This is a genomic window from Mycobacterium sp. E3339 (genome assembly GCF_001666915.1).
In the GTDB taxonomy this organism is placed as follows: domain Bacteria; phylum Actinomycetota; class Actinomycetes; order Mycobacteriales; family Mycobacteriaceae; genus Mycobacterium.
The window spans coordinates 1-12872 of sequence record NZ_LZIZ01000182.1 but is presented as its reverse complement, the minus strand read 5'-3'; the positions used below and the strand labels follow the sequence as shown (position 1 = coordinate 12872).

The window sequence follows — 12872 nt, the reverse complement described above, 5'->3', positions numbered from 1 at the left end:
GGTGCCCGACGTCGCCGACCTCGTCGCCGCACGCTCACCGGACACGCTCGTGCTGGCGGCGGGCGGCGTCACCGACGGCCGGGGGCTGGCGGCGGCGCTGGCGCTCGGCGCCGACGGCGCCCTGGTGGGCACCAGGTTCTGGGCCTCCCCGGAGGCGTTGGTGTCGCCCCGCGCCCACGAGCGGGCGCTGGCGGCCAGCGGCGACGACACCTTCCGCACCCGCGCCTTTGACCTGGTCCGGCGGCTCGATTGGCCCGACGGTTACAACGCGCGGGCGCTGGGCAACACCTTCCTCGGCACCTGGCACGGCAACGAGGACCGGCTTTCTTCCGCGCTGCCCGAAGCGGTGGCCGCCTACGAAAAGGCGGTCGCCGCAGAGGATTTCGATACCGCAGCCATTCTCGTCGGCGAAGGGGTGGGGCTGCTGCGGCAGGTCCGGCCGGCGGCCGACATCGTGGCGGACATGGTCGAGCAGGCCGCCCGGATCCTCAACCGACCGGCCTCAGTACAGCGGTGACCAGTCCGACGTTCGCAGCAGGCGGCTTTCCCACTGATCGCGGTATTTCAGCGCCTCGACCATGTAGCTGCCGGGTCGCTTGTGCTCGGGCGCCGTCTCGGTGGTCAGCAGGTGGACCAGCGCGGCGTAGTTGTTGAAGTCCTCGATCTTCTGCCACAGCATCGCTTCTCGTCGGCGGTGACTGCCGTGCGCGACCTGAAAGCACGCCTGGATATCGAGGATCCGCCTCTCTTTCGGGGCTTTGGACAGCAGCCGGTAATAGATCTCGTCCCACATCCGGATGTAGTCATCGAGCGCGGCGTCGGGCCAGCCGGTGTCTTCCATGAACAGGCTCAGCGGGTGGGTCGCACCGTCGGTGGGCACCGTGGCCAGGTCCACCGTTTGCAGCGGTGACCAGTCGACGGGAAGCAGGAGCTTGCCCGTCACCTCGTGGCGCAGGTTGTCCAGCTCACGCATCCAGGGCCGCAGGTCGCCGTCTTGTGTCCGGCGCGCGAGCCTTTCCCAGGCGGCGCCGTCCACGATGCCGGTGATGGTGACCACGTTGTAGGACAGCCCGGACCCGTGGGCGTGATTGGTGTACCAGAGCAGTCGGGCGTCGTCCCCCTCGGCCAGCGTCGGCATCCAGCCCTCGCGGTAGGCGGCCTCGAATTCGTCCTGCCGGGCGCCGACCACCTTGTGCGTCTCGTGAAGGAAAAGCATCGAAACTCTCTGCGGTCAAGCCTGTTCGGCGATCAGCGCGGCCAGCCGGCGACGGTTGACCTTGCCGGTCGAGCTGTAGGGGATGTCGTCGACGATCGCCAGCCGCTCGGGCAGCTTGAAGTAGGCGATCGACTCACGACAGTGCGTTCGCAGCTGTTCGAGGGTCACCGGGCCGCGAGTGACCACCGCCGCCCCCACCCGCTGCCCGAGTTCGTCGTCGGCGATTCCGGCGACCGCGGCGTCACGCACCGACGGGTGTGAACGAAGCGCTTCCTCGACTTCGATCGGCCCGAACTTCTCGCCCCCACGGTTGATGGTGTCGCTGAGCCGCCCGCTGGGGAAGATGTACCCCTCGGAATCCCGGCGGGCGAGGTCACCGGTGCGCAGCCAGCCCTCGGTGACGTTCTGGGTGGTATTCACCCACAACTCGCCGACCGCTCCGGTCTCGACGTCTTGCCCGGTCTCAGGGTCCACGACGCGCACGTCGACCCCGGGCAGCGGCCGGCCCACGGATCCGGCCCGGGCGGGATCGCGGTGATCGGCCGGTAGCAGCGTCGTGTACGCGCCGAGGGTCTCGGTCTGGCCGAACACGTTCGCGAAAGCCACGTGCGGGAGGGCGGCCATCGCCCGGCGCACCAGCTCGACCGGCGCGGCCGCCGCCCCGTACGCGACGGCGATCAGTGAGGACAAATCGGCGTCGGCGAAGCCGGGATGGTCGAGGATGCGCTGCAACATCGTGGGGACCAGGAACGTGGTGGTCACCCGATGTTCCGACACCAGGCGCAACCAGTCGCCGGCGTCAAATCGCTGCTGTATCACCGACGTGTTGCCCGAGTAGAGGCTGCCCAATATTCCCAGCGAGCCGCCGACATGGAAGAACGGAACGCACATCATGCCCACCGAGGGTTTGGCGTCGGCCCGGAACGGCGCCGCCATCCCCTCGATCCGCCTGGCCAGCTGCCGGTCGCTGATCGCGACGGCCTTCGGCAATCCCGTTGTGCCGCTGGTGAACAGGACCAGGGCATCGCCCTCGACGTTGTCAGCGGGCGGCGCCGAGGGGCCGACGCCGCCCAGCAGCTCGGCGCCCGTCACCACCGTCGGCGCACCGGCGTCGCGGACCCGGTCGGCGTACGGCTCCCCCGCGACGGCCACCTCGCCACACCCCGCACCCGTCAAAAGCCCGTGCAACTCAATCGGTGTCAGCGCCGGGTTCATCAGCGCGGCCGCCGCGCCGATGCGGGCCGCCCCCAGCACCGTCGCGATCGAGAGCACGCTCCCGCCGTCGACCACCGCGACGCGCTGGCCGGGCGTCACGCCGCGGTCGGCCAGGCCGGCGGCGCACCGGCGCACGGTCGCCGCCAGCTCGCCGTAACCGATCGACCGCCCGTCGACGATGAGCGCGACGCGGGCGGGATCGCCCGTCGCGGCCGCCTCGAGCATCGTTGAAATATTCATCGCCGGCTCAGTACAGGGGTGACCACGCGGAGGTGCGCAGCAGCCGGCTGGTCCACTGGTCCCGCAGGTCCAGCGCGTCGTGTATCCAGGTGCCCGGGGCGCGGTATTCGGGCGGAATCGGGGTCTTCAGCAGTTCGAGCAATTGCTCGGGCCGCCGAATGCGCTGCATCAGGACGACCTCGCGGTGCAGGTGGCTGCCGAGCGCGGGCTGAAAAGCCGCCTGGATCAACAGCATTGACGACGGCCGCTGCAGGCTTTGGGCGTACACGTCGCCGCTGCGTTCGATGTACTCCTCGAACTTGTCCGGGTACGGCCACATGGTGTCTTCCATGTACAGGCTGAGTTCGTGCTCCCGCCCGTCGACCGGCACGTCCGCCCACGGCATGTCCTGCAGCGGCGACCACGGCAGCGGTGCGAGCAGCTTCGCCTCGACGTCGTAGCGCAGCTCGTCCAGCTCACGCATCCACGACTGCAGGTCGCCGCGTTGCACCCGGAGCGCCAGGCGTTCCCACGCCGTTCCGTCCCGGACGGCGGTGACGGTCACGACCGTGTAGGACGGACCGCTGCCCGGGGCATGGTCGGCGTACCAGAGCAGCCGCGCGTCGTCACCGGCGGCGAGCATGGGCAGCCAGCCCCGCCGGAACGCGGACTCGAAGTCGTCTTCGCAGCGGCCGCGCACCTTGTGCACCTCGTGCATGAACAGCACGTCGAGACGGTAACTCCGAACGCGTGGCCGGGTCTACGGCGGCGCCACTGCGCCCTGGACAGCCGGGTGGCGAACTGGTTTGCTCGACTCAGTAATTACCTCACCGGGCAGGAGTCGCCGATGGCCCGTCTGAACGTGCCGGATGGCCCGGGCGGCGAAGCCGCCATGATCTGGACGCTGCGGCCGCAACTCGGCGACATGGTGGAGCGGATGATCCGCGGCGCATACCAGCAGAGCGTTCTGCCGGCCGACGAGCGCGAGCTCGCCAGGATGCGCATCGCGCAGATCAACGACTGCGCGGCGTGCTCCGGGTTCCGGGCCCAGTCCGTGCTGGACGCCGGCGTCGCGCCGGAGCTGTACGACAACGTCGCCGCGTACGCCACCTACCCCGGCTACACGCCGCGTCAGCGGCTCGCGATCGAATTCGCCGAGCGGTTCGCGACCGACCATGCGTCGCTGGACGACGCCTTCTTCGGGCGGCTCCGCGAGTCGTTCTCCGACCCCGAGATCCTCGACCTCACGCTGTGCGTGGCGGTGTTTTTGGGCCTGGGGCGCTCGTTGAGCGTCCTGGGTGTCGATCAGTCGTGCGCAATCGATCTCTAGTGAGGAACGCCGGATGGACCTAGCCGCGGTCGACGAACTGCTGAGCACCACCCGCTCGGTGCGCAAGCGCCTCGACTTGGACCGGCCGGTCGGCCGCGACGTGATCCTCGAATGCATCCGGCTCGCGATGCAGGCGCCCACCGCCAGCAACACCCAGGACTGGCGCTGGTTGGTGATCACCGACGCCGACAAGCGCGCCGCCATCGCCGAGATCTACCGCAGCGTCGGCGCCGAGTACCTGGCCTACGCCGCCAAGGAGGCGTCCGACCCGCAAACGCAGCGGGTGTACGCCAGTGCCCTGAGCCTCACCGACACGCTGGGCAAGGTTCCCGTCCACGTCATCCCGTGCCTGGCGAACCGCATCGACAACTCCAACCTGTTGATCGCCGCGTCGGCCTGGGCGTCGATCATCCCGGCCGGCTGGAGCTTCTTGCTGGCCCTGCGGTCCCGTGGCCTGGGATCGGTGTGGACGACGATGCACCTGGCCAAGGAGCGGGAAGTGGCCGAGCTGCTTGGCATTCCGGACACGGTCACGCAGGCCGCGCTGTTCCCGGTCGCCTACACCGTCGGCACCGACTTCCGGCCGGCCGCGCGGCCGCCCGCGGAGACGGTCACGTTCTGGGACAGCTGGGGAGACGGCTGATGCAGTCCTACACCGTGCGATTCCACGTCGACGCGCCCCCGGCGAAGGTGTGGCGGGTGCTGCATCCGCCCCCGCCGCCCGACGCGCCGCGACCGCGGGTGCTCACCTGGCCGAACGGCAGCATGGAGATCCTCAACGAGGGCAACGAAGCCGGCGAGGGGCTGGTTCGCACCTGCGTCTTCGAGGTGCCCAAGTACCTGCTTTCCGGGGGCAGGGCGCGGTCCTGGGAAACGGTCACGGAGGCCGAAACCAACCGGCTCTCGCGCTACGTGGCCGTCGGCGCGCCGCTGTGGTCGCGCGCCGAGGGATATCACCGCCTCGAGGAGCAGCCGGACGGGACCACCGTGCTGACGTTCCACGAGACCTACCACGCCTATAACCCGGTCCTGCGCTTCCTGCTCGAACGGCCGGTGCACGCGCGGATTTCCCGCGACAACCTCAAGGTTTACGAGCACGCGCTGGGCTATGCCGGCCGCGTGCGGCGGCTCGATTAGCGGCCCCCGAGCCCACCCGCGTACGACGCATTATGTGATTTAAGCTGCTCACCCCGGTACGCTTGCGTGCTATGGGGATTGAGGCTGGTGCACCTACCGCGGTCCGGTTGGCCGTCGCAGGGCTGATGATCGCGGGCTGGACCGCGTCGGCGGGCGTCGCCTGGGCCGATCCGGACCAGACGCCGGCACCGTCGCCTTCGCCGGCCGCGTCGCAGGGGCCCCCGCCCGGGCCGCCGCCGTCGTCGGCCTCACCGGCGCCGTCGCCGGGAGCCACTCCGGCCGCCGCACCGGCGCCGAAGACGACCATGGACAAAGACGGCATCTACAACGTCGGTACCGACATCGCGCCGGGCATCTACAGCTCGGGCGGACCCCTGGACAACGGGACCTGCTACTGGAAGCGGACCGGCAATCCCGACGGCAACATCATCGACAACGCGATGAGCAAGAAGCCTCAGGTCGTGCAGATCGACCCGACCGACAAGGCGTTCAAGACGTCGGGCTGCCAGCCCTGGCAGCTGACCCCGGACGCCGCGCTCCCGCCCACGACGCCGCCCGCCGGCGTGCAGGGCACGCTCGGCATCCTCAACGGGCTGCTCGGTGGCCAGGGCGGACAGCAGCCCCCTCCGCATTCCTGACGGGTCCTGACCGGCTCCGCGGCCGGTCCATATTCGCTACGGTGGCGCCGTGGCCAGTGCGCAACAGATCGTCGTCGTCGGTGCCGGGGTCAGCGGCCTGACGTCGGCCGTGTGCCTGGCCGAGGCCGGCTGGCCGGTGCGGGTCTGGACGGCCGCCACACCCCAGCGCACGACGTCGAAGGTGGCCGGCGCGGTATGGCTGCCGCCGCGGCCCGCGGAACGTGCCGGCGACACGCTGGATTGGACCCGACACTCGCTGGGGGTGTTCCGCGAACTCGCCAACGATCCCGGCTCCGGCGTCCAGCTGGCGCCGGCGCTGGCCGTCGGCGAATTGACTGCCACCGAGTCGATGTCGGCGGCCGCGGCGTTGATTCCCGACCTGCACCCGGCCGACCCCGCCGACCTCCCGGACGGTTTCGGCAACGGCTTTCGCGCCACCCTGCCGATGATCGACATGCCGTCCTACCTCGACTACCTCACCCGGCGGCTGGCCGCGGCCGGCTGCGAAATCGAGGAGCGCCCGGTGCGGTCGCTGGCCGAGGCGGCCGACGCCGCGCCGATCGTGGTCAACTGCACCGGTCTGGCCGCGGGATCCTTGACCGGCGACGACACCGTGCGGCCGTTGTTCGGCCAGCACGTCGTGCTCACCAATCCCGGTCTGCGGCAACTGTTTGTCGAGATCGACGGCGGCCCGGAGTGGACCTGTTATTTCCCCCACCCGCGGCGCGTGGTGTGCGGCGGCGTGAGCGTTGCCGACCGCTGGGACACCGCCGCGGATCCCGACGTGACGGAGCGAATCCTGCACCGCTGCCGCAAGATTGAGCCGCGACTCGCCGAAGCCGAGGTGATAGAGGTCATCACCGCGCTGCGTCCCGGCCGCCCCTCGGTGCGGGTCGAGGCCGAGCCGCTGGGCCGGGCCCGCTGCATCCACAACTACGGGCACGGCGGCAACGGTGTGACGTTGTCCTGGGGCTGCGCGCGGGACGTGGTCCGCCTGGCCGGTGCGCGGGGGACGCCGTGAGCATCGACTACACGCTCGACGCGCACGTCGCCACCATCACGATCAACCGGCCGGAGACGCGCAACTCGCTGGACATGGAGCATTTCCGCGACCTGGCCCACGCGTGGGCGGCCTTCCGCGACGACACCAGCGCCTGGGTCGCGGTGATCACCGGTGTGGGACAGGACTTTTGCACCGGCGCCGACCTGAAGAAGTTCATCCCCGAACTCACCGGCGACCTGCCGCAGCCCGAGGGGTGGAACAAGGACGACGCCATTCACGCCGTCCTGCACCGCTTCCCGGTCTACAAGCCGATCATCGCCGCGATCAACGGCACCTGCGTCGCGGGGGGCTTCGAGATGTTGAGCTCCACCGACATTCGGGTGGCGGTGCCCGCCGCACGATTCGCCGTGATGGAGCCCAAGCGGGGCCTGTTCGCGGGCGGCGGTAGCACCGTTCGGCTGCCACGGCAGATGCCCTACCCCCTGGCGATGGAGTTGCTGCTGACCGCCGACATGGTGGACGCGGACCGGGCCCTCGCGATGGGGCTGATCAATCGCGTGGTCCCGCCGGAGCGGCTGATGGAGACGGCGTACGAGTACGCCGAGCGCATCACGGCGAACGCGCCGCTCGCGGTCTCCGCGACGAAACAATCCGCCGTCGAGGGCCTGGCGCTCGACCTGGCGTCGGCCTACGACAACGAAACCCGGCACAGCGACCGCATTTTCGAGACCGAGGACGCCAAGGAGGGGCCGCGGGCCTTCGCCGAGAAGCGACCGCCGCGATGGCGGGGCCGCTGAACGTCAAGCGCGCGTGCGGCGGCCGACGTCGCGAAGCACCAGCGACAGCAGCCAGCTCACGATCGACAACACGATCGCGGCCCAGATCGCCGTCCACCAGAAATGGTCGATCTGCAGGCCCCAGTGCGTGGTGTGCTCGGTGATCCGCGCGGTGATCCACAGCATCAGCGCGTTGACGACGACATGGAACAGGCCGAGGGTCAGGATGTACAGCGGGATCGACAGGAACTGGACGATCGGCTTGATGAACGCATTGACCAGACCGAAGATGACGGCGACGACGAAGATGATGCCGACCCGCTGCAGCCTCGTGTCCCCGCCGACGAACGTGATCCCGTGGACGAACTTCGTGACCAGCCAAAGCGCAAACCCGGTCAGTGCGGCGCGAATCAGAAAGGGGCCCATGCGGGAGATCCTGCCACCCCGCCGCCCTCGCGGGTAGGCGCCGTGCTCGGCGACCCAGCCGCCCAGGAGTCGGTTCACCCGGTCGACGTCGGGGGTGGTTTCACGATCACGACGGGCAGGGGGCGGTGCTGGGCGGCCGCGCCGCCCGCCGGGCGTCCCCCGACGCTCGCGCCACTCATCGCGCGGCCCGCCATGCACGCGAGGGCCGTCTCGCCGAGCAGGCTTCCCTCGGCGCTTGCCGCGACGGTGGGGACGGCGCCAAGGCCGGGCAGCGCCTGGGCGGCAAGCGTGATCTCCGGCGCGGCGGCGGTCCATCCGTACGGCACCGACAGGGCGCCCACCGAGGACGCCTGGTTCAGACTTGCCGTCACCGCGCCGCCCAGACCCGTTGACCCCAGCGGGGCGACCGTGGACGCGGGCCCGGCTTCGAGCGATCCGGCCGCCGCGGCCTCACCCGCGTCCGCGGCTCCCCCGGCGCTCGCCATGCCGGCGAAATCCGTCATCGTGCCCAGGTAGTTGCCCGGCATGTAGAACCCGGACGACAGGGTGTTCAACAAGTTGCTGTTGAGGAGGGCCCCCAGCGGGGAGCCGTCCGTGCCGGCCAGGAAACCGAGAATTCCCTTCGGGCTGAAGAAGTCCGCACCGCCCATTCCCAGCCAATCCATCAGCCCCGACGACTCCGGGACGGATGGCGCGGCGAGGCTCTGCAGCGCGGCCGGCACCGCGGACTGCAGTTGCGACAGCGCCGTCTGCGCGTTCGCCGCGGCCGACGTGTCGGCGGCCCGGGTGACCGCGTCGGCCTGCGCGGCGGGCCCCGCCGGATCGGCAGTCCGCGGCGGCGGGTCGAACGGGGTCACCGCCGACGCGGCCGCCGAATCGGCAGCGTAGTAATACATGGCGGCGGCGTCCTGCGCCCACATCTCGCCGTAGTGAGCTTCCGTGGCCGCGATGGCGCCGGCGTTCAGTCCCAGAAAGTTGGTGGCGATCAGTTTCGTCAGCAGGACCCGATTGGCCGCGACCACCGGCGGCGGCACGGTCGCGGCGAAGGCGGTCTCATACGCCGTCGCCGCGGCCACGGCCTGCGCGGCGGCCTGCTCAGCCTGCGCGGCGGTCGCGGTTAACCACGCCGCATATGGTGCGGCTGCGGCGGCCATCGAGATCGCTGCCGGGCCGTGCCATTGATCACCGAGCGCCGCGATCACCGAGCTGTGGGCCAGCGCCGTCAACCGCAGCTCGGTTGCCAGCCCCGACCAGGCCGCCGCGGCGGCCAGCATCGGGGCGCAGCCCGCTCCGGAATACATGCGCCCGGAGTTGATCTCGGGCGGTAACAAGCCGAAATCCAGCGATGCGCTCATGACCACCGGCCCATCCGCTCGGCCCCGGCGAGCACGGTGCGGCTAAAGCCAAATACGGCAACGTGATTCGTGTTGAACAGAGGTAGTGTCATCGAACGTCCTTTGTGCGACGGGATGCTCGTCGCCCACCGGGCGTTCAGCCGCAGAGCCGACCGGCGCACCGACGAATCGGCACGCCAGTTCCTGCTGCGGCCATCGGCCCAATCCACGAGGCGACGCGCACGCCGGACGCGGCGCGCCCGGCACGGCTGGCAGGTCTTCGGACTCGCAGGCACGCACCGAGAACGGTGCTCCTAGTAGCCGTCGCTTCCCGGTCCCCGAAAGGACCAGTGCCATTGACGGCGGTCGTTCCTGCATACCGCTGCGGGACAGTCCCGGATTCCCACCGGGTTCCCTCTCGCGACGGGCCTCCGACAGCGCCCGCCGCTCGATGCCGAGTGTCAAATTGCGACCCTGGCAAACCAGCTGCGCACTGCACATTACCGCAGCTTCGGTGGCCTGAGAATCCGCTGAATCGAATGCAACCCAACGGCTTAAGCCGATCCGGACTGATCAGTTGAGGTTGTAGAAGCGCTGCGCGTTCAACCCGCCGATCTTTTCGCGGGCCTCTTCGCTGATATCCGCGCGGGTCCGCAGGTGCTTGGTGCTTTCCGGCCATTCGCCGTCCCAATGCGGGTAGTCGCTGGCGAACATGATGAAGTCGGCGCCGAGCACATCGATGACTCCGGGCAGGATCGGCTCCTCGGGCTCGCACGTGACCCAGATGTTGCCCGCCGCCAAGTACTCGTGCGGATCGCGCCGCCAGCCGCGCTCGACCCAGTCGCCCCGCTTCTCGTAATGCTCGTGCAGGCGATCCATGAAGAACGGGACCCAACCGGCGCCCGCCTCGAGGAACGCGACCCGCAACCGCGGGTGCCGTTCGAAGACGCCGCCGGACACCAGCGCCGTCATGGCGGTCATCTGGTCGAACGGGAAGCTGATGCAGTGCACCTGAATGTAGTTGGTGAAGCGGTCGACGCCGATCTTCGGCAGGTGAATGCCCGGGGCGCCGTGAATGCCCAGGGGCATCTCCAGGTCGACCGCGGCGGCATAAAAGGGGTCGAGGTCGGGGTGGTCGAGGTTGCGGGTCTTGAGCGCCGGCGGGACCAGGGTTGCCACCAGCCCAAGGTCTTTCGCCTCGGTCATGACGTCGATCGCCGCCTGGCCGTGCTCGATCGGAGTCACGGCGACGCCCTTCAGTCGGCCGCCCGACGGGGCGCAGTAATCCGCGATCCACTGGTTGTAGAGCCGGGCGAATCCCGCCGCGAACTCGGGATCCTCGAGGCTGGGGGCGCACAGGCCCAGGCTGGGGTACAGCACCATCGTGTCGATGTGGTCGCGGTCGGCGTCGCCGAGCACGCCTTCGGTCGACCGGCAATTGATGTCGGGCGCCTTGCTGATGCCATGCTCGGGCGGACACCCGGCACCCGGGCCCTGATCCTCCGGATAGTTGCGGCCTTCGAACGTCAACCGCATTCGCCCGTCGGTGCTGGGCTTGACGTGCTCCGGCCACCGCTTGATGGCTTCGATTGCCAGCGAGGAGTTCTCGGCGACGTGTCCGTCGGCGTCGATGATGCGCATGTATCCGCAACTTACTCTCGCGGATTGGAAGTTGAAATGGCTTGGGCGGACGCGTCGGGCCCGCGCTCCTTCGCCCGTCCGTGATGAACCCGTGACCCGAAATGCTTATCGGCGATCTGCTTTCGGCTCGCTCGCGCTCGCGCCGATTTCAAAAGAGTGACAGAAGTACAACGGTTCAGGTCGACGACGGTTTGTCCCCTTACCGTATTCATGTCATACCTAGAAAGGAAATCGATGAGCGATTCTCCTTCGCGGGAAATGGCGCGGCGAGACTTCGTGACCAAGACGGCTTTACTGGGTGGATCCGTAATTCTCGCGCCATGGCTCTTCCCGGTGGAAGCGAACGCGGCCCCGGTGGGCGTGGTTACCCAGCCTTCGCCGCCGGGATTCGATCCCGCTTTCGCGCTCAATGTGGGCATTCCGTTGGCTTTTTCCGCATATAACGCGATGTCGGGCCTCCCGTTGAATCTCCCGCCGGGATATCAAGCGACCGCGCTGATCCAGGGCGACCGTGTGCTCGCGGCCGCACTGGCCAATCAACATCCCGTGGCGGCGAAAATGGTGCTGCGCGACAACATCTTCGGCATTATCGGCAATAGCCCGTCCACCCAGACGGCGTTCCTGGCGTTTCGCGGCACCGCCGACCTCGACGACGTCCTCACGGACCTGGACATCATTCCCACGCCGTATGGATTCGTTCCCAAATTCGGATACGTGCACAGTGGCTTTCACGCCGTCTACCGCATGGTCCGCGCCAGCATCGTGGCCAACCTCGCCGCCGCCTGCGTGGGGTGCAACAACCTCCTGATAATCGGGCACAGCCTGGGTGGGGCGCTCGCCGTCATCGGGGCGCCCGACATCTTCGTCAACATCCCGCCGAATTTCGCGCCTCGCCTCATCACCTTCGCCGGTCCGAAGGCCGGGTTCGGCGATTTCGTCACGGCGTTCAACGAGATCATCGCCTCCTGCTCACGAGTGGTGAACTATTGCGACATCATCCCGCCGCTACCGCCGTGCCCCTACGAACACGCCGGCAGCGCGATCTACGTCGACAGCGGCGGGATCGGACCCGGGTGGCGGCACAGCCTCAAGGCCTATCAGCGCGGCCTGCAAAGGCTGGTGGGGTGAGTGCCGCAACGCCGCGCGGACAGAAAGGCTCGCCATCCCGCGCCGCGTAGGCAACGATGCTGACGTGAGCACACAACGGTTGACCGCCGACCAGCGAAACTCTTTCGTCGCCGCGTTGTTGGGCTGGACGATGGACGCGTTCGATTACTTCATCGTCGTGCTCGTCTACGCCGACATCGCCAAGACTTTCCACCACAGCAAGGCCGAGGTCGCGTTCGTCACCACGGCCACCCTGATCATGCGTCCGGTGGGCGCCCTGCTGTTCGGGCTGTGGGCCGACCGCGTCGGACGGCGGCTGCCGCTGATGGTCGACGTGATGTTCTACTCCGTCGTCGGCTTCCTGTGCGCGTTCGCGCCCAACTTCACGGTATTGGTGATCCTGCGGCTGCTGTACGGGATCGGCATGGGCGGTGAATGGGGGTTGGGGGCCGCGCTGGCCATGGAGAAGGTTCCGGTCGAGCGGCGCGGGTTCTTCTCCGGGCTGCTGCAGGAGGGCTACGCATTCGGCTACCTGTTGGCCAGCGTCGCCTCGCTGGTGGTGATGAACTGGCTCGGGTTGTCGTGGCGGTGGCTCTTCGCGCTGAGCATCATCCCCGCGCTGGTCAGCCTGATCATCCGGTACCGGGTCGAGGAGTCCGAGGTGTGGGAGGCCGCCCAGGATCAAATGAAGTTGACCAGCACCAGGATTCGGGACGTGCTGCGCGACGGGGCGATCATCCGCCGGTTCTTCTACCTGGTGCTGCTGATGACGGCCTTTAACTGGATGAGCCACGGCACCCAGGACGTCTACCCGACCTTCCTGACGTCGA

15 protein-coding genes and 1 riboswitch are annotated in these 12872 nt (G+C 68.8%); of the genes, 9 read left to right on the top strand and 6 right to left on the bottom strand.

The genetic code is table 11. The features are described from left to right. Positions 1 to 517, top strand: a 517-nt coding sequence (locus A5702_RS16630) for a nitronate monooxygenase (protein ID WP_197506583.1), incomplete at its 5' end; no start/stop codon positions are given. Here A5702_RS16630 and A5702_RS16625 read toward each other — a convergent pair. The 3 genes from A5702_RS16625 to A5702_RS16615 are packed head-to-tail and all read right to left on the bottom strand — an operon-like array spanning position 503 to position 3368. Beyond that, on the bottom strand, positions 503 to 1216 hold the full coding sequence (locus A5702_RS16625; protein ID WP_068222016.1) for a hypothetical protein: 714 nt from the start codon (positions 1214 to 1216) through the stop codon (positions 503 to 505). The genes A5702_RS16630 and A5702_RS16625 overlap by 15 nt on opposite strands. Positions 1217 to 1231: 15 nt before the next feature. Further along, on the bottom strand, positions 1232 to 2671 hold the full coding sequence (locus A5702_RS16620) for a class I adenylate-forming enzyme family protein (RefSeq protein ID WP_068222014.1): 1440 nt from the start codon (positions 2669 to 2671) through the stop codon (positions 1232 to 1234). A gap of 7 nt (positions 2672 to 2678) precedes the next feature. After that, complete coding sequence (locus tag A5702_RS16615; protein WP_231965075.1) at positions 2679 to 3368, bottom strand: hypothetical protein; 690 nt, start codon at positions 3366 to 3368, stop codon at positions 2679 to 2681. A gap of 129 nt (positions 3369 to 3497) precedes the next feature. Between A5702_RS16615 and A5702_RS16610 the strand changes: the two genes are divergently transcribed. The 6 genes from A5702_RS16610 (at position 3498) to A5702_RS16585 (ending at position 7555) form a co-directional block, all read left to right on the top strand. Next, positions 3498 to 3980, top strand: a complete 483-nt coding sequence (locus tag A5702_RS16610) for a carboxymuconolactone decarboxylase family protein (RefSeq protein WP_055402325.1) — start codon at positions 3498 to 3500, stop codon at positions 3978 to 3980. Positions 3981 to 3993: 13 nt separating this feature from the next. Further along, entirely contained in the window at positions 3994 to 4623 is a 630-nt protein-coding gene (locus A5702_RS16605; RefSeq protein WP_068222010.1) for a nitroreductase family protein, read from the top strand. Then, positions 4623 to 5117, top strand: coding sequence for an SRPBCC family protein (locus A5702_RS16600; protein WP_055402329.1), 495 nt, complete (start codon positions 4623 to 4625; stop codon positions 5115 to 5117). Before A5702_RS16605 ends, A5702_RS16600 begins: the two co-directional genes overlap by 1 nt. A gap of 71 nt (positions 5118 to 5188) precedes the next feature. Further along, a complete protein-coding gene (locus A5702_RS16595; RefSeq protein WP_156669655.1) occupies positions 5189 to 5755 on the top strand; it encodes a hypothetical protein in 567 nt (188 codons plus the stop codon). Between the two features lie 49 nt (positions 5756 to 5804). Next, a complete protein-coding gene (locus A5702_RS16590; RefSeq protein ID WP_068222008.1) occupies positions 5805 to 6776 on the top strand; it encodes an FAD-dependent oxidoreductase in 972 nt (323 codons plus the stop codon). Continuing rightward, entirely contained in the window at positions 6773 to 7555 is a 783-nt protein-coding gene (locus A5702_RS16585) for an enoyl-CoA hydratase/isomerase family protein (RefSeq protein ID WP_068222006.1), read from the top strand. Before A5702_RS16590 ends, A5702_RS16585 begins: the two co-directional genes overlap by 4 nt. Before the next feature lie 3 nt (positions 7556 to 7558). Here A5702_RS16585 and A5702_RS16580 read toward each other — a convergent pair whose 3' ends face one another. From A5702_RS16580 to A5702_RS16570, 3 genes are all read right to left on the bottom strand, one after another. After that, a complete protein-coding gene (locus A5702_RS16580; RefSeq protein ID WP_055403461.1) occupies positions 7559 to 7960 on the bottom strand; it encodes a phage holin family protein in 402 nt (133 codons plus the stop codon). A 74-nt stretch (positions 7961 to 8034) separates the two neighbouring features. Next, entirely contained in the window at positions 8035 to 9315 is a 1281-nt protein-coding gene (locus A5702_RS16575) for a PPE family protein (RefSeq protein ID WP_068222004.1), read from the bottom strand. Between the two features lie 232 nt (positions 9316 to 9547). Continuing rightward, positions 9548 to 9754, bottom strand: a riboswitch (cobalamin riboswitch). Positions 9755 to 9867: 113 nt separating this feature from the next. After that, a complete protein-coding gene (locus A5702_RS16570) occupies positions 9868 to 10935 on the bottom strand; it encodes an amidohydrolase family protein (RefSeq protein ID WP_068222002.1) in 1068 nt (355 codons plus the stop codon). A 234-nt stretch (positions 10936 to 11169) separates the two neighbouring features. Between A5702_RS16570 and A5702_RS16565 the strand changes: the two genes are divergently transcribed. Beyond that, positions 11170 to 12063, top strand: a complete 894-nt coding sequence (locus A5702_RS16565; RefSeq protein ID WP_231965074.1) for a lipase family protein — start codon at positions 11170 to 11172, stop codon at positions 12061 to 12063. A 64-nt stretch (positions 12064 to 12127) separates the two neighbouring features. Further along, positions 12128 to 12872 (top strand): MFS transporter (locus A5702_RS16560; RefSeq protein ID WP_197506578.1); only part of this gene is annotated, 745 nt, incomplete at its 3' end.